The following is a 17,074-nucleotide window of genomic DNA, read 5'->3' as shown; positions in this document are numbered from 1 at the left end:
CGCGCGGAGGCCGAGCGCACCGGCATCGTACTGGTGATGTGCGCCCCCTCAGGCACGGGCAAGACCACGCTCACCAAGCGGCTGCTTGCGGAGTTTCCCCGGTTTGAATTTTCCGTTTCTCACACCACGCGCCAGCCCCGGGAGGGAGAGGTGCACGGGCGGGACTACGTGTTTGTTTCCGAACAGGAATTTTTTGCAAAGCGTGAAGAGGGATTCTTTGCCGAATGGGCAGAGGTGCACGGCAACTACTATGGCACCCCGCGCGATGCCACCTTGCAGAAGCTGGCAGAGGGCCGGGACATCATCTTTGATATAGACGTGCAGGGGGCAAGCCAGTTGCAGGGCAGCCTGAAGCAGGGCTGCTATGTGTTTATCCTGCCGCCTTCACGCAGCGAGCTGGAACGGCGTCTGCGCGGGCGCGGCACGGACTCGGAGGCGGTTATCGCCAAGCGGCTGGCCAATGCGGAAAAGGAAATGCAGCAGGCTCACTGGTTCAACGCCTGGATTGTGAACGATGAACTGGACCGCGCGTATGACGAACTGCGCAGCGCCTATCTTGCGGCAACCCTCTCGCCAGCGTGTCATCCCGGCCTTGTGGGGCGCATTATGAAGGATTGGAGGGACGATGTCTGAGCTTGTGGTGGCACTGGATTATCCCGGTGCTGATGAGGCTCTGTCCATGGCCGGGAGGCTGCGTGGTTCCGGTGTGTGGGTAAAGGTGGGGCTGGAGCTGTTTACGGCGACGGGGCCGGACCTCATTGACCGGTTGAAGGATATGGACTTCCGTGTTTTTCTGGACATGAAGTTCTTCGACATACCCAACACCGTGCGAGGTGCGGTGCGTTCCGGCGTGCGGCACGGCGTGGATATGCTGAACATCCATCTCATGGGCGGAGAGCGCATGGCCCGCGCCGCCGTGGAGGGATTGCGCGAGGGAGCTATGGAAACAGGGCCCCGGCCCCTGCTGCTTGGGGTGACGGTGCTTACCTCCATGGCGCAGGAAGACCTGTCCGCCGGTTTCGGTTCGCTGGATGACACCGTACGCCAACTGGCTGTTTCGGGGCACGCCTGGGGTCTGGACGGTGTGGTCTGTTCCGGGCACGAGGTGGCGGAAATAAAAAAGAGTTGTGGAAAATCATATTTTTGTCTTACTCCGGGAATACGGCCGCATGTCGCAGGTGATGACCAGCGGCGGACCATGACGCCGGGCGAGGCGGTGAAAGCGGGTTCGGACTTTCTTGTGGTAGGCAGGCCCATAACGGGTGCCGAAGACCCTGCCCGCGCGGCGCGGGAGATTCTGGAGGCCATGCGGGTGGCGGAATAACGGCGGGCAGCAGGCCCGCAGACCCTTGGGAGCGGATATGGCAGAACTGACCGGGCAGGAAATACAGGGTGACCGGAAGGAACAGGGTGCAAAAGCGGGGCACTCTGAGGCGGGCAAGGGACGCGAGCCCATCAAGGGCATTTTCTCCACGCAGGAAGTCAAAAAGGTGGGCGCGGGCACCACTGTGCGGAAAACCGTGCAGAAGGCTTTTTGGTTTGTGGAGGAGTCGGATGGCAGTATCATGATACAGCCGCTGAATGCCAATTATGTTCCCTCCGGTCCCAAACGAACCGTGACGCTGGAAGACGTTATCGAGAAGTTTCAGCCGGAACCGGAATTTTATGTGCAGACCGTGTTCCCCAAGATGAAGGAGCTGAACAAAACCATTGCCCGTGCCGACCGGCATCGCCAGCGGGGCGAGGGGTTCAGCGCCGAGTTCGAATACGGAAATGCCCTTAAGGTGGACGAAGAGAACGTGCGCGCCAACTTCGGGCTCGGCCTGACCTATCTGGACAGGGGCGAGACGGACAAGGCGGACAATATCTTTGAGCGGCTGGTCAAGCTGGAGGCCGCGTTTGACGAGGAGCACAAGCATCTTTTCAACGAATTCGGCATCAACCTGCGCAAGAACAAGATGCACACGCAGGCTATGGACTACTATGCCAAGGCGCTGGAACTTTCCGGCGAAGACGAAAACCTGTTCTACAATATCGCCCGTGTATGTCTGGACAAGCAGGACTACGCCGCCTGCGTGGATTATCTTTTCCGTTGCCTTGCCCTGAATCCTGCGCTGGATGCCGCTGTGAAGTTTCTTATGTGGCTCAAACAGAAGGAACTGGTGCCCAGAGACAAGGCAGCCGATGTGGACGCCCAGTTGGTGAAGTGTGCACAGGCCATAAAGGCGCGCAAGGCGCAGGACGAGGGGGCTTCCGGCGCAGAGGCGACCGTGCAGGACCCGGAACAGGGTAACGCGCACGCCGATGCAGACGCCGCTGCAAAGCCCGGCAAATCTGCCGCGGAAAAAGGTGAAGCGCAGGCCGGACAGGAAGCTGAGAAGAAGGCCGGGAAATCCGCTCCCATTATCATCGATTAAGGCGTTTTCTCAGGGGGAGGAAACTGCGCTTTTGTGAATGTTCAGGCGTACTCTGCGTGTATCCGAATGCCCGCACCGGGCTGGCATGAACGGATGCCGCTGTGCAGAGAAACATAAGGGCAGGCAGGAGAGCGATTTTCTGTGGTTTATCGGGAGCGGGGTGAATAATGCAGCATCATCTTGAAGCGCAGGAATTTCTGAGCGATCTGCTGCAGAGCATGCAGGAACTGCCCTACGAGGCGGGCCAGTTGCGTGAGCTTTTTTCCCAGACATCCGATACCTCTCCCGCCTCGCTGGAGGCGGTGGCACAGACGATATCGCGCGGGCAGGGCATTGCGGCGCGGGTGCTTTCCATGGCCAATTCGGCATACTATGGCCTGCAGTCCGAGGTGTCTTCCGTTTCCCGTGCCGTGGCTGTTCTGGGCATGAAAGAAGTTCGCAACCTTGTGCTTTCACTGAGTATTTCTGATGTGACGGCAAGCAGAAAGCTGCCCCGGCAGTTTGCCCTTGCCGATTACTGGGTGCATCAGGTGAGCGTGGGCGAAGCCGCGCGGCTTATCGCCCGTCACGCCATGGAAGCAGGCGAGCAGGTGGACCCGGACACCCTGTACACTGCCGGTTTGCTGCATGATCTCGGCAAACTGTTTATCGCCGCATTCAGGCCGCTCACATGGGCTGCCATCCGCAACATGCGGGAGCGCGATGGTCTTTCGGATGTGCAGGCTGAAGACCGCTACTGGGGCGTGGACCATGCGGTCATCGCCGCCCATGTGCTTTCCTACTGGAATCTGCCTGAGGCGCTTACCGAGCCCATAAGCTGGCATCATCAGCCACATCTGGCCGCCTCGCATAAGCGTGGTGCGGCCATACTCTACACAGCCGACGCCCTGTTGCACAGCAGGCAGGACGGAGGTATAGCTTTGAGTGACAACGCTTCTGCGCTGCTCAGGCGCTTTGTGCGTGATGCGCAGCGGTTTGAACAGCAGCTTGATAGCAGGCTGGATGCCGAGCACATCCGCGCGCTTGTTTCCCACCTTCTGTAACCTGTCCTGCGCCTGATGGTGGCTGATGGTGCCTGACTGCACCTGATTGCATCCGATTGCACCCGATTGCACCTGATGGCGCGGTATGCGCAACGGAGTTATTCTTGCCCAAGGTCTGGCTTTCCCGCTCATCTGACCCTGTCCCGGAGGATATTTCCGCCTATGCGGAATCGTTGGAAATATCAGAATTTCTTGCCCGTCTGCTATGGCAGCGGGGCATGCAGGGCCGTGAGGCCGTGCAGGGATATCTGAGTCCCAACCTGCGGCTTCTTGCTCCCCTGTGCCAGTGGCCCGGACTGGAAGAGGCGGCGGACGTGCTGGCGCAGGGATTGCGCGAGAACCGCCCCCTTGCCGTGTGGGGAGACTATGACGTGGATGGGGTTACCTCCACGGCACTGGTAAAGAGCTTTCTGGCGGGACACGGCATACCTGTCATGCACCACCTGCCCAACCGCATGGCCGAGGGGTACGGCATGAACGTGGCGGGTGTGGAAGCTCTGTATGAAAGGGGCGCGCGTATGCTGCTGACCGTGGACTGCGGTATCTCGGATTTTGCCCCGGTGGCACGGGCACGGGAACTGGGCATGCTGGTGGTGGTTTCCGATCACCATTTGCCCGGTGAGAGCCTGCCCGATGCCCACGCCATATGCAATCCCCGGCTGCGCGAGTGCCCCTGCCCCGCCCTTGCCGGAGTGGGCGTGGCGTTTTTCCTCATGTGCGCGCTGAATACGCGGCTGGCCGAGGGAACAGGCATGCGGCTGGATGTGCGGCCATTGCTGGACCTTGTGGCGCTGGGCACCATTGCCGATGTGGTGGAGCTTGCGGGGCAAAACCGCGTGCTGGTGAAGAATGGTTTGCTGGTGCTGGCAGAAGGCAGGCGTGTAGGCATGGCGGCACTGAAAGAGGTTTCCGGCTATGCGCCCGCCGCGTTTGTGGGAGCCGGGCAGGTGGCCTTTGGCCTTGCGCCGCGCATTAACGCCGCAGGGCGTATGGGGCGCGCCGATCTGGCACTGGACCTGCTCATGTGCACGGACCCGGCAGAGGCGCGCCGGCTGGCCGCATTGCTGGACGGCATGAACGAGGAGCGCAAGAATACCGAAGAGCGCATTCAGGCCGAGGCCATGCGGCAGGCAGAGGCGCAGTTGCACCGCAATGCGCTGGTGCTCTATGGCGATGAGTGGCACTCCGGGGTCATAGGGATTGTGGCTTCACGCGTGGTGGATGCCTATAACCGGCCCACCTGCATTTTGTGCCGGGAAGGGGAGGCCGTGAAAGGGTCTGCGCGGTCCATAGGCGAATTTCATCTGCACGAGGGGCTCACTCAATGCGCAGACCTGTTCACGACATTCGGCGGGCACAGGCTTGCGGCGGGCATGTCCATGCCGCCCGGCAATCTGGACAGCTTCCGTGAGCGGTTTGCAGCCATTGTGGAGAAGACCATCGGCACGGAGCCGCTGGCGGCGCACCTGCGTGTGGACGGCGAGATGGGGTTTGAGCTGGCTTCCGACTACACCCTGCTGAAAGAGCTGGAGCTGATGCAGCCCTTCGGCATGGGCAACAGCGAACCCGTGTTTGCCTCGCCTCCTCTTGTGGTCAAGTCGCGGCGCGTGTTTGCGGGTAAACATCTCAAGCTGGAACTGCTGGATACGCGCAGTGGTATCAGCCTGCATGCCAAGGCGTGGCGCATGGCGGACGAGATGTCGCCGCAGATTGAGGGACGGCGTATTCGCCTTGCCTACTCCCCGCGCATAGACCGCTACAACGGCGGAGCCACCGTGGATCTGCGCATCAAGGACTGGAAGCCCGAGTAGCGCGTCCGCCCTTTGTGGCAAAATTCACTGAACATGAACTGGAACGGTCCCTTGCGGACCGTTCCAGTTAGCTGAAAAACCTTGTTTTTCGAAAAACTGTATTTCCGTAAAGCCGAATCTGAAGTCAACTAACGGATTTACCTCGCTTATGCGGGGTGCAGGGGGCTCAGCTCCCTGCACCCCGGAGGCGAAACAATTCAAAAAACTCTTAGCCATCATGCGGAACGGTCCCTTGCGGACCGTTTTTTGCTTATTCTCACACGTTGTCCGATATCGGCAGTTTCTGCCGCATGGAAACGGTGACCCGGAAGGGGCAACGACGTGAGGATGCCATGAGTGTAAGCGGAATAGATGTATCGCAAGGATTTACCGGAACCTGGCAGTCCGGGCTTTCCCGCGGGCTGTCACGGGAGACGGATTACGGGGAGATGGCCCGCAACCTGCTGGCGGACCGTGACGAGAACGGGGACGGTGCGTTAAGCGCGTCTGAACTGGGCATGTCGCGCAGGCGGTTTGCCGATCTGGATACCAACGGCGACGGAGTTGTTTCTCCGGAAGAGTTGGCGGCGCATCTGGAAAAAAGCGGCAAGGGAGATAACCCTGCGTTGCGCCGCATGGCTGCCGCCATCATACAGGAGCAGGATGCGGACGGGGACGGCAAGATTTCCCGTGCGGAGTCTTCTTTCTCCGACGAGGAGTTTGATGCCTGCGACAAGGATGGCGATGGCTTCCTGACCGAGGATGAACTTGTTCAGGCCATGGGCGGCGGCGATGGCGGGCTGGAAGCGGCCATGCGCAACGCCGCGGACGGGGACAGTCCGCCGGAAGGAGACGACCGCAAGGGAACGTATCCGCTTGGTGAGGAAGAACGGAAGAAGGCTTCCGGTCCTTCAGTGACGCAGGATTTGAACGGGGACGGCGTGGTTTCCGCCGAGGAGATGCAGGCTGTTCTGGAGCACGGCCTTGCCAAGGCGCGTTCCATGGCCGCCAGCGGTGAACTGCGGTTTGAGCGTGTAGGGCTGGCAGATGTGTCCAGTGCGCCTGCTGCGCCCGATTCACCCGATGGCGTGGGAGGCCCGGGCGAATCAAACGGGCCGGGTAACACCGCAGGGACTGGTGTTGCCGGAGCCGTAAGTACGGGCAGCCGGAACGGTGCCAAAGGTACCACAGGGCATCGCGGGCGCAATGCCGGAAGCTCGCCGGGCACGGACACGGCATACATTACGCAGGAGATGGCTGACGCCGGGGAACGGACGCAGGGAGCAGCGGCAACGCGGCCCGCTCCGCCATGGTTGCTCCGAAGGGCCATGGACGCCTACAGTGACCGCATAGCGGATGCTGCTGGGGCTTCCGGAACCGAGGCAGGTATGGACGCCGCAGGGCGGCCATACCGTGAACGGGGCATGCCCATGACCGGGACCGTGTTTGCCGGACTGGGCTGATCAGGCTGATGGCTGATTGGACTGATTGGCCTGATTAGACTGTCCGCCCGCAGGATGCAGATCGGCCATCTGCCGCACTGCTTCAGACGGTCAGGCCTTCACGTCAAGCCTCTGTAGGCATTTCCGGGTATAAGGGCTGAACATGTTCCGGTCTTGCCTCCTGACACATCCGGATGGCCTGAAAAAATAATTTCTCCCGCCTGCCGTGCAGTGCGAGCGGACGGCGAATGGTTTCTGCCCGGTTCGGATGTCAGTCCGCCGGAATACGTACCACAGTGCCTTCCGGTGTGGCGACCAGGGCAGCGCCGTCGCGGTCTATGGCGAGCGAGAGCACTGCAGGCAGACCGCTGCCAATCAGTGTGGCCTCTCCGTTAGGCGTTATGCGCCAGATTTCTCCGTATCGGGTACCCACCATGAGCCAGCGCCTGTGGTCCACGGCCACGGCGCTGGGCCCGCGCAGGCCGCGTACAAGCACGGCAGATTCACCATCGCGGGTGATGCAGCGGACGGTGCCCGTGCCCTCATCAGCAAGGTACAGCACGCCGTGGGCATCCAGCGCAAGGCACATGGCCGGAGCATGCGGGCCGTCCGCTTCATCTCCTTTGGACGCAACGGAGACAGGAGGCAGCGTTTTCAGCTGCTGCGCCTTGTCCACCCTATCCCTTGTCCCACCTCGTGTTCCACTTCTTGTCTCATCTCGCTTCCCGTCCCGTGTATCGGCGTGGGTTGCGCTTCCGGGCATAGCCGGGAGGTATGTGGTATCAGTCTTCTCTGCCATATCTTCCGTTCCCTTCTTCATGTCAGCCGGTGACGCGGCAAAAGCTGCCGGACAGGAAAGGGCAATAAGCATGAGCGCAGAAATGCCCATGCGGCAGAGCAGGCGGGGCCAAATACGCCTGCCGCGGAGGGTACCGCTTGGCGCAGCCATCCTATCCATCAAAGCCATAAGCCGGGTGAAGGTGGGCAGTGCAGGGGTTGCCATGAGGGGGCTCCTTGTGTCCACGGCGGACGTTTAGGAAGTACATGAGGCTTGCCGGACAATGCGCCCTGATGATTGATATGTCTAATACCGCTTTAATTCATAATTGATATGTTATACGTATCAATTATGGAAATGAGGCATCTGAACTATTTCATCGCGGTGGCAGAGGAACTGCATTTCGGGCGGGCGGCTCAGCGGCTGCATATGTCGCAGCCGCCGCTCAGTCAGCAGATACGGCAGTTGGAAGAAGAGTTGGGCGTGAGCCTGTTCAGCCGCACCAGCCGCCGGGTGGCGCTGACGCCTGAGGGCGTGGCGTTTCTGGAGGACGCGCGGGACATTGTAGCCCGTGTTCATGCGGCGGTGCGACGGGTACAGGCGGTGGCCAGAGGTGAGGAGGGCGTGCTGCGCGTGGGGTTTATGGGGTACGCGCTCATGACCGGGTATCCGCAGGCCATACGGGCTTTTCGGCAGCGGTACCCGCAGGTGCGCATGGATTTGTGGGAATTCTCCACGGCGCACCAGTTGCGGATGATTGCAGCGGACCAGTTGGACGTGGGGCTCATAAGCTGCGTGCGCGGGGTGCCCATGCATCTGGAGAGTATGCTTTTTCGCAAGGAGCCGTTCATGCTGTGCCTGCCGGAAGGACATCCGCTGGCGGCGGAGAAGGCGATTCCCCTTGAGCGCCTGGCCGGGGTGCCGCTCATTCTTTTCCCGCGCAAGGCGCACCCGTTGCTGCATGATTCGCTCATTGCCAGCTTTCGCGCCGTAGGAGTGGTGCCAGATGTGGTGCAGAGCGTGGCGCGCATAGAAACCGGCAAAGCACTGGTGGCTGCAGGTCTGGGCTGCTCCATCCATCCGGCTTCCGTGAGTGCTGCCGGACGGCCTGGGGTGACATATCGTCCGCTTGTGGGAGACCTGCCGCGCCCGGAACTGCGGGTGGTGTGGAAGAAGGCGGGCGAGTCCGCAGCGTTGCTGCGGTTTCTGGACGAGGTGCAACGGTATGCCAATGAAGTGCCGGAGCATGAGGGATGCAAGGAGATTGGCGGCAACTTATAAAGAAGTTTGGGATATTGCGTCTATCACAGCCGCGAAGATTGTGTTAGCGTTGTGACAGGGTAACCATCAGCGCAGGAGGTTGCGGGGATGTCTGACACTGTGCATGATTTGCGGAAATTTGCCGCGCCGGAGGTCATCTTCGGTAACGGTGCGCGACACATGTTAACCAAATATGTGCAAAACCTCAGCCTCGGGCACTGCTTTGTGGTGACGGATAAGGGCGTGCGGGACACAGGATTGGTGGATGCCCTTATTGCGCCGCTCCATGAACGGGGTATACGGACCACAGTGTTTGACGACATTGCGCCCAATCCCCGTGACAGCCAGACGCGGCGTGGTGCGGCGGCGTTTCTGGAAGCCCGCTGCGACGGCGTTATTGCCATAGGCGGCGGCAGCCCCATGGACGCCGCCAAGGCCATGGGGTTTATGGCCACCAACGGAGCGGATGTGCTTTCCTTCGAGGGCGTGGACAAGGTGGAGGTGCCGGGGCCGCCCATGATCTGCGTACCCACCACCGCCGGAACCAGCGCCGATATTTCGCAGTTTTGCATCATCAACGACACGGGGCGGAAGGTGAAAATCGCCATTGTGGCGCAGGCCGCCATACCTGATGTGGCGTTGGTGGACCCGGAATGCACCTATTCCATGCCCCCCGCCCTTACCGCCGCCACGGGCATGGATGCCTTGACGCACGCCGTTGAGGCCTACGCCTCTACCGTTGCTTCGCCCACCACCGATCTTTTTGCGCTGGATGCCGTGCGCCTTGTGCGGGAGCATCTGGCTCAGGCCGTGCATAACCCGCTGGACGCAGTGGCCCGCGAGGGCATGATGCGCGCCTCTATGCACGCCGGATATGCCTTTTCCAATGCCATACTGGGAGCGGTGCACGCCATGGCGCACAGCCTGGGCGGGGTGCTGGACGCCCCGCACGGTGAGTGCAATGCCATTGTGCTGCCGTATGTGGTGAAGGCCAATTTTGATGCCGCGCCGCACAGATACCGTGCCTTAGCTCAGGCATTCGGGGTGGATGTGAGGAAGAGGGATGACCGCGCCGTGAAAGAAGCCCTGTGCGGGGCCATAGACGCGCTGGGCAGAGAGGTGGATATTCCGCAGGGGTTGCGTGCGCTGGGGATGAGCCGTGAGGTTATTCCCCGGCTGGCGAGGACCGCCATGGCAGACGCCTGTATGTTGACGAATCCGCGTGTGTTCACGCAGCGGGAAGTGGAAGGTCTGTATGAAGAGGCGTGGTAGACCGCTTCTGCCGGGGCGACTTTCCGGGGCAGGCGCCGGGCCGGACAGAGACCCTGAAGGGGATGCGCTGGTTGCGTCCGGCGACGCGAGCGGGGAGGATGTGCCTGTCCCGTCCGCAAAGCCTGTCTTGTCCGGTGCACCCGGTTCAAATGCGTCTGCCCTTCAGGCGGGAGGGCGGGAGGCAGCAGATACCCCGGAAGCAGACGCAGGCGGTGAAGATTCCCATGCCGAACTGGAAAAGCTTATGGGGCTTGGGGAACGCTCGCTGCGCAAGAGTTATTACCCAGAACTGCGCCGCAAGATAGCGGAGCTTGAGCGGTTTCAGGTGTTGGTGGACAACGCCATGGACTTTATCTTTCTTATGCGGCTGGACCCGCCCGGTGTGGTGCATGCAAACCACGCGGCCATGGGGTGTTTTCAGGGCAGCACTCCGCTGGACATGCTGGATGTGGAGTCTGTGCTGGGCTGGAATATGGCGGAAGAGATCCGCCTGTTTGCCGCGCATCGGCAACGTACGGAGCATGTGACCTTTCAGACCATGCTGCCGCGCTTCGGGTGCCCGGAGATACCGGTGGAGGTGACGGCAAGCCTGCATGAACTGGACGGGGTGGGATATGCCGTGATCGTGGCGCGCGACATACGTCAGCGGCTGGAGGATATGGAAGAGAAACGTTCGCTGCGCCTGTTGCTGGCCAATATTCTGGACGCCATGCCTTCCGTTCTTGTGGGGGTGGACCCGCAGGGGCACGTGGTGCAGTGGAACAGGCAGGCAGCGGTGGAGACGGGCACGGACGCAAGGACCGCGTTGGGACGACCGCTGGCGGAGGTGATGCCCAGGGTGGCGCATCTGATGGACGATGTGTGGCGGGCCATGGAGACAGACCAGCCGGTAAGCCTTGCGCGGAATCAGGTGCGTAACGGGAGCAGGTTGCGCTTTGAGAATGTGACTATTTTTCCACTGCCTGCGCAGGCTGGTGGCGCGCCAGCCGGGGCGGTGGTGCGGCTGGATGATGTGACAGAGCAGGTGCGGCTGGAACAGGTGATGATCCAGACGGAAAAAATGATGTCAGTCGGGGGGCTTGCAGCTGGCATGGCCCACGAGATAAATAACCCGCTGGGCGGCATATTGCAGGGTGCCCAGAACATTTTGCGCAGGCTTTCGCCGGAATTGCCCGCCAACGTGCAGGCGGCGGAATCAGTGGGATGCCCGCTGGATTCCGTGCACGCCTACATGCAGCAACGGCAGATTATGCGTATGCTGGAAGGCATACGTGATTCTGCTGTGCGCGCGGCGGATATCGTGGCCAATATGCTGAGTTTTTCGCGCAAGAGCGAAACAGCGCACAGCACGCATGATATAAATGAAATTGTGGACAGCACCATACGGCTGGCATCTACGGATTATGACCTGAAAAAGAGTTTTGACTTCAGGCACATAGACATTGTTCGTGAGTACGCGGCTGATCTGCCGCCCATTACCTGTTCGCGCACGGAGATTGAGCAGGTGCTGCTGAACCTGCTGCGCAATGCTGCGCAGGCGATGGTGGCGTGCGAGGGGCCGCGTATTGTGCTGCGTACGGGCATGTATGAGGGGGATGGAACGCCCGGTGTGAGCGGCCGTCATGTGCTGGTGGAGGTGGAAGATAATGGACCCGGCATGGACGAACAGACGAAGATGCGGGTGTTCGAGCCATTTTTTACCACCAAGGACCCCGGAGTGGGGACAGGGCTGGGGCTTTCCGTCTCCTATTTTATCATCACGGAAAACCACAGGGGGCACATGGAGGTGGAATCGGAGCCGGGGAGCGGCACGCGGTTTACCATCCTGCTGCCTATGGCCGGGCGTGGTTCCGGGGCGCGTGGTCCTGTTACGCCAGCGCAGACCGGCGCGCATGATCCAGGTACGCCAGCGCAGACCGGCGCCCATGATTCAGGTATGACGGTGCAGACCGGCGCGCATGATTCAGGTATGACGGTGCGGAACGGTGAGCAAGGCTCCGTGGCGGCGGGTAACAATGGCACACGTGGTTCCGGAACGGACGGGCCCAATGGCGCAACGGGGGCATGAGGAGCCGGATGTAACGCCGTGCGCGGAGCATGTGCGTGCGCATTCCGCTATGGTGCTGCCGGAACCGCAGGGCGGAAGACCCGCAGGCGAGGTGCTGCGGCGGGCGGGGGTCGCGTTGCGATGGAGACGGAGGCGGGGACCGCTATCCGAAGGGATTCAGCGAGCGGAACGCGCCCGCAAGGCCGGTGTGGCGGCGGTGCATTTCGCCCTTGCCGTCGGCAATGTCTGACAGGACAAGGGCGAGCTGGTCGGGGCAGGAGGTGTTTTTCTTCCCGCAGGGCAGACCCTTAAGCGCATCGATGACCTTATCTATGTCCTGCCCTTCCAGCAGGCGGGTAATGGCACTGAGGGAGCCGGGGCAGCCGCCCACAAATTGCAGGTTATGGAGTTTGCCGTTGGTGATTTCGAAGAGAATCTGTTTTGCGCAGACGCCGGAAGGGGTGAACGTGTACATGAAAGAATAATGCTCCTCAAGGTAATCTGGGGAGACAGTCTACGGCGGGCGATTGACGTTGTAAAGCCGTTTTCCCGCAGGCGGGGCATGGCGGGTGTTGCTGGAGCGCATCTTCAATATTTCGGGTGATATTCATGTTGCAATGGTACAGGGACATGGGGCTGAGGGCCAAACTGCTTCTCGCATATACCACCGTGCTGATGGCACTTTTTCTTGCCGGCGGCAGTCTGGCCTACAGGCATTATGCCTTGGAAATCGCCGGAGGCGTGGAGCAGGACATTGCCCGCATAACCGACAGTATTGAACAGACCGTGCATCTGGCTGTGGAGATTTCCGTACGCAACCATCTGCGGGGGCAGGCGGAAGCGAGCCTGCAGATGGTGCACGCCATATACCGTGACGCCCTGCATGCCGGTGCGGACATGGAAGAGGCGAAGCGGCGGGCCGGGAATCTGTTGCTGTCGCAAAGGGTAGGCGAGACAGGCTATGTGCTGAGCGTGGACAGAACCGGTACCGTGGTGGCTCACCCCAATCCCAATCTTGTGGGAAAGGACATGCACGCCATGGAGGTGGTGCAGGAGGTGATAAGCCGCCGGACAGGGTATATGGAATACCGCTGGATGAACCCCGGTGAGACCGTTCCGCGCGATAAGGCCATATACATGGTCTATTTTCAGCCGTGGGAATGGGTTATAGGCGTGTCCGGCTACCTTGAGGAGTTTCTGACCCTTGTGCAGATGGACGACCTGAAGGAGGCGCTGGCAGGAGTACGCCTGAGCCCCTCCGGGTTCACCTTTCTGATGAGTGAGGACGGAACCGTGATCGCCCATGGTGCGGAACATGAACAGGGCACCCACCCCGGCCATCTGTTTATGCGCGAAATGCTGGAAAAGAAAAGCGGGCGGCTGGAATACCGCTGGAACGCGCCGGGAACCGGTGCGTTCCGCGATCATGTTGTGGTCTACCGCTCCCTGCCGGAGCTGGGCTGGATTGTGGCGGCATGCGGCTACAAGGACGAGATGGAAGGCCCTTTGCGCGAGTTGTGGAAATGGATAGCCGTCTTTTTTGCCCTGCTGATCACGGTGCTTGTCCTGCTCTCGCATCTTATAGGCACCTCGTTCCTGAAGCCCTTGCAGAGTCTGGTCACCTGTTTCCGGGCCGGAGCCACGGGCGACTACAGTGTGCGGAGCACGCGCAGCAGCCGGGATGAACTGGGCAGGATGGGCGAGTACTTCAACCGGTTCATGGAGCAGTTGCAGGAGCACGCCGAGCGCATGGAGCGGGCGGTGGATGCGCGGACAGAGGAGCTGGCGCGGCTGAATACGCAATATCTGCGGGAGATAAACGAGAAGGCCAAAGCCGAGGGGTTGCTGAAACAGCAGGTGGCGCTTCTGGATTCGCTTATGTCCGCCATACCCAGCCCGCTGTTTTACCGGGGGCTGGACGGGCGCTTTGTGGGCTGCAACAGGAGTTACGCCCGTGATGTGCTGGGGGTGGACCCGGACAACGTGCCGGGCAGGGGCATGGACGATTTTCCTGCCCTGTATTCTCCCGCGCTCCGACGGGAGGTGCAGAAACTGGACGCCCGCATGCTGCGCACCGGCGAGCGGACTAAAATGGAAATGCATATCTTGTGTGCGGACGGGGCGGCGCACGACTTTGTGGTGGACAAAAGCGTGTACCGCGATGCGGATGGCAAGGTGGCGGGCATAATAGGCGTAATGGTGGATATTACGGAGCGCAAACGGTCAGAGCAGGCGCGAGCCTTACTTGAGCGGGCCGTGGAAAGGGCCAGCAGCGCCATTTGCATAACCGATGCGGTTACAGGAACCATACAGTATGTGAACAGCGCCTTTGAGGAGGATACCGGCTATTCACGCCAAGAGGCGGTGGGCAAGCCGTTTCTGCTGATTATCGGCTCCGGGCAGGGTGAGGAGTTTTTCCACAAAACGCTCAAGACCGTGGCCATGCGCAACATGTGGGCCGGAAGGCTGGTAAACATGCGCAAGGACGGTACTGCCTACGAAACCGAGGCATCCATATCCTCCATTCATGACGAATCCGGGGCGGTGGCGTGGTATGTGTTTGTGCAGAACGACATAACCGAACGGATGCGCATGGAAACCACCCTGCTGCAGGCACAGAAGCTGGAATCCATAGGCCAGTTGGCGGCGGGTATTGCCCATGAGATAAATACCCCCGTTCAGTTTGTTGGCGATAATCTGCGGTTTGTGGATGAGGCGCTCCGGTCGCTGCTGGAGGTTGCCGTGGCGGGCAGGGGGCTGGCGGAAGCGGGGAAGGAGGCGCAGGGGGCTGCCGGTGTGCGTGACCTGTCGGAACATTTTTTGGAAAAGCTGGCTGAGGCGGATTTTGACTTTGTCCATGAGGAACTGCCCAAGGCCATTGCGCAGGCGGAAGAGGGGGTGGCCCGGATTACAACAATTGTCAGGGCCATGAAGGAATTTTCGCACCCGGGGAGAAGAGACAAACAGCCCGCTGACCTGGGAAAGGCTTTGCGGAACACGTTGACCGTCACCCGCAACGAATGGAAATATGTGGCCGATGTGGATTTGGATATGGCTCCCAATATTCCGGAAATTCAGTGCCTGCCCGCTGAACTGAATCAGGTGTTCATGAATGTCATCGTCAATGCCGCCCACGCCATTGCCGAGCAACTGAGCCGGACACAGGTGCGGCATGACGGTGCAGCGCTTGCCGTGACCGGAGAGAAGGGGCGCATAACCATATCTACCCGTCTGGAGGACGAGCATGTGGTGGTGCGTATTGCCGATACCGGGACGGGGATACCCAAGGACAAGCTGGCGATGATTTTTGACCCCTTCTATACCACCAAGGAAGTGGGCAGAGGAACAGGGCAGGGGCTTGCCATTGCCCGCGATGTGGTGGTGAACAAGCACGGGGGCACCATACGCGTGGAATCTGAAGAGGGGAAAGGTTCCACCTTCATCATCACCCTGCCTGTGGGGTAGCGGCATTCCCGGCGTATGCCCCATGAACGGCGTTGCGCGCGGCAACTTTTTTTCCGCAGCAAGAGCAGGCCCGTTATGGCGGCCCCCATGCCGGATGTTGATCCGACCCCGGTATGTTGCCAGTTGCCAAGCCAGTTGCCGAGCCTGACGCCATTCTGCTTCAGCCCGGCTTTGTGCTGACGCTGCGGCGGGAAGCCTGAGTTACCGCATTACGGACATGGAGCGCATGATAAGGGACTGTGGCGTGCGCAAGCAATGCCATGCTCTGTGCCGCGCTTGCGGTTGCGGCGGGAGTGTGGGAGACAGGGGCGCAGCGCGCACAATTTTCAGAGCGGGATACGCCCGCTCGGGCTGCTGCGCCTTCTTTTTGCAGGAGTGGGAACACATGTCTTCAGATGAGAACAATCCGTTTAAAAAATTAGATAAATCCCTGTTTCGCAAAGAAGGGCAGACTGACCCGGCGGAGATGCCTGCGGTAAAGCCCTGCAGTGCCGCGCCCGGTAAGGGAAAGGGGCGCAATATGGCGGCTCCTGATCTGGACGGGCCAGAAGAGGGAGCGGCGGATTTTTTGCGCGCCATGGCCGGGGTGGCTCCCGTGGGCGGACGCGGCAGGCAGGACCCGCCCGGAGGGAAGAGTGTTCCCCGCGCGGCTGCGGGTGCTCCGGGACAGGCTTCTCATGGGGCACACGGCGGCAGAGAACGTTCTGCGGCAAAGGATGAAGAGGATACTCTGTTGTTCATGGCGGAGCTGGACGCGTTTAAGGCTGCCGCAAAGCGGGGCAAGGTGGATGACACGGAGGCGAAGCCGGAAACGGCCATGCGTGCCGCCCCCGTGGGCAGGGAAAATGCTGCAGGCACTGCACGCGCTGTTTCCGGTGTTTTTTCCAGCGCCGCCCGTTCCGGTGGGGCGGACCGGGGGGGGATGGACGGGGAGGCCTTCCATGACGTGGAAGGAGCCGGTGACGAGGATGCGGAAGCCTTTTTGCGCGCCATGCAGGGGGTGGAGGGGATTACCGCCGGGGGCCGGGATGTGCAGAAAAAGCCGGAAAGACCGGCCAGAGTGCAGCAGGCGGCGCGGTCTGCCGATGCGTTACAGGATGTGCTGGACGGCGGGGCGGAGTTTCATCTGGAGTATTCCGAGGAATTTATTCAGGGCCACGTGAGCGGATTTGACCCCATGGTGCTGGGAAGGCTGCGGGCGGGGCAGTTCAGTCCCGAGGCGCATCTGGATATGCACGGCATGGTGGCGCAGGAAGCCTATGAAGCGCTTACGGGGTTCATGCGGGGGGCGTATGTGAAAGGGCTGCGCACCGTGCTGCTTATTCCCGGCAGGGGGAAGAACTCGCCGGAAGGGTTTGGGGTGCTGCGGGAGAACTTGCAGCACTGGCTGACACGCGACCCTTTTAAGCGGGTGGTGCTGGCCTTCTGCACGGCGCAGCCGAGGGACGGCGGCGCAGGGGCGGTGTATGTGATGCTTCGGAAGTTCAAGAAGAGCCGGGGCAAGATTCAGTGGGACAGGATGCCGCCCGACCCCGACCTGTATCTGTAGCCTGCCTGTGC

The 17,074-nt window shown here is 60.9% G+C and carries 13 protein-coding genes; 11 read left to right on the top strand and 2 right to left on the bottom strand.

Annotation, left to right across the window (positions count from 1 at the left end; genetic code table 11):
• Positions 1-36: 36 nt before the first annotated feature.
• The 6 genes from gmk (at position 37) to HUV26_RS06345 (ending at position 6,713) form a co-directional block, all read left to right on the top strand.
• On the top strand, positions 37-633 hold the full coding sequence (gene gmk / locus HUV26_RS06370) for a guanylate kinase (RefSeq protein WP_243451308.1): 597 nt from the start codon (positions 37-39) through the stop codon (positions 631-633).
• On the top strand, positions 626-1,324 hold the full coding sequence (gene pyrF, locus HUV26_RS06365) for an orotidine-5'-phosphate decarboxylase (RefSeq protein WP_174409287.1): 699 nt from the start codon (positions 626-628) through the stop codon (positions 1,322-1,324). The genes gmk and pyrF overlap by 8 nt, the downstream gene beginning before the upstream one ends.
• 37 nt (positions 1,325-1,361) lie before the next feature.
• Positions 1,362-2,417 carry a tetratricopeptide repeat protein gene (locus HUV26_RS06360; protein ID WP_174409286.1) on the top strand — a complete coding sequence of 352 codons (1,056 nt, stop codon included), beginning with the start codon at positions 1,362-1,364 and terminating at the stop codon, positions 2,415-2,417.
• Between the two features lie 167 nt (positions 2,418-2,584).
• Complete coding sequence (locus HUV26_RS06355; protein WP_174409285.1) at positions 2,585-3,460, top strand: HDOD domain-containing protein; 876 nt, start codon at positions 2,585-2,587, stop codon at positions 3,458-3,460.
• Between the two features lie 104 nt (positions 3,461-3,564).
• Positions 3,565-5,271, top strand: a complete 1,707-nt coding sequence (gene recJ / locus HUV26_RS06350; protein ID WP_174409284.1) for a single-stranded-DNA-specific exonuclease RecJ — start codon at positions 3,565-3,567, stop codon at positions 5,269-5,271.
• A 332-nt stretch (positions 5,272-5,603) separates the two neighbouring features.
• Positions 5,604-6,713 carry an EF-hand domain-containing protein gene (locus tag HUV26_RS06345; protein ID WP_174409283.1) on the top strand — a complete coding sequence of 370 codons (1,110 nt, stop codon included), beginning with the start codon at positions 5,604-5,606 and terminating at the stop codon, positions 6,711-6,713.
• Positions 6,714-6,963: 250 nt separating this feature from the next.
• Here the strand turns inward: HUV26_RS06345 and HUV26_RS06340 are convergent, their stop codons facing one another.
• Positions 6,964-7,695, bottom strand: a complete 732-nt coding sequence (locus HUV26_RS06340) for a hypothetical protein (RefSeq protein WP_174409282.1) — start codon at positions 7,693-7,695, stop codon at positions 6,964-6,966.
• A gap of 126 nt (positions 7,696-7,821) precedes the next feature.
• On the opposite strand from HUV26_RS06340, the gene HUV26_RS06335 reads away from it, so the two are divergent.
• The 3 genes from HUV26_RS06335 to HUV26_RS06325 all read left to right on the top strand — a co-directional run bounded on the left by HUV26_RS06335 (position 7,822) and on the right by HUV26_RS06325 (position 12,070).
• Entirely contained in the window at positions 7,822-8,751 is a 930-nt protein-coding gene (locus HUV26_RS06335; protein ID WP_174409281.1) for a LysR substrate-binding domain-containing protein, read from the top strand.
• A gap of 87 nt (positions 8,752-8,838) precedes the next feature.
• The gene (locus HUV26_RS06330; RefSeq protein ID WP_174409280.1) at positions 8,839-10,002 is read left to right on the top strand and encodes an iron-containing alcohol dehydrogenase; all 1,164 of its coding nucleotides are present in this window, start codon (positions 8,839-8,841) and stop codon (positions 10,000-10,002) included.
• A complete protein-coding gene (locus HUV26_RS06325; RefSeq protein WP_174409279.1) occupies positions 9,986-12,070 on the top strand; it encodes a PAS domain-containing sensor histidine kinase in 2,085 nt (694 codons plus the stop codon). The genes HUV26_RS06330 and HUV26_RS06325 overlap by 17 nt, the downstream gene beginning before the upstream one ends.
• Positions 12,071-12,212: 142 nt before the next feature.
• Here the strand turns inward: HUV26_RS06325 and HUV26_RS06320 are convergent, their stop codons facing one another.
• Positions 12,213-12,524 carry a TIGR03905 family TSCPD domain-containing protein gene (locus HUV26_RS06320; RefSeq protein WP_174409278.1) on the bottom strand — a complete coding sequence of 104 codons (312 nt, stop codon included), beginning with the start codon at positions 12,522-12,524 and terminating at the stop codon, positions 12,213-12,215.
• A gap of 134 nt (positions 12,525-12,658) precedes the next feature.
• Here HUV26_RS06320 and HUV26_RS06315 point away from each other — a divergent pair, with 134 nt between their 5' ends.
• Together HUV26_RS06315 and HUV26_RS06310 are read left to right on the top strand one after the other, a co-directional pair.
• The gene (locus tag HUV26_RS06315) at positions 12,659-15,514 is read left to right on the top strand and encodes a cache domain-containing protein (protein ID WP_174409277.1); all 2,856 of its coding nucleotides are present in this window, start codon (positions 12,659-12,661) and stop codon (positions 15,512-15,514) included.
• Positions 15,515-15,899: 385 nt separating this feature from the next.
• Entirely contained in the window at positions 15,900-17,063 is a 1,164-nt protein-coding gene (locus tag HUV26_RS06310) for a Smr/MutS family protein (protein WP_243451294.1), read from the top strand.
• Positions 17,064-17,074: the final 11 nt, after the last annotated feature.

Source organism: Desulfovibrio psychrotolerans (assembly GCF_013340305.1).
Taxonomy (GTDB): domain Bacteria; phylum Desulfobacterota; class Desulfovibrionia; order Desulfovibrionales; family Desulfovibrionaceae; genus Halodesulfovibrio; species Halodesulfovibrio psychrotolerans.
Note: the sequence above shows the minus strand (reverse complement) of the source record. Positions and strands in the feature narration are given on the sequence as shown.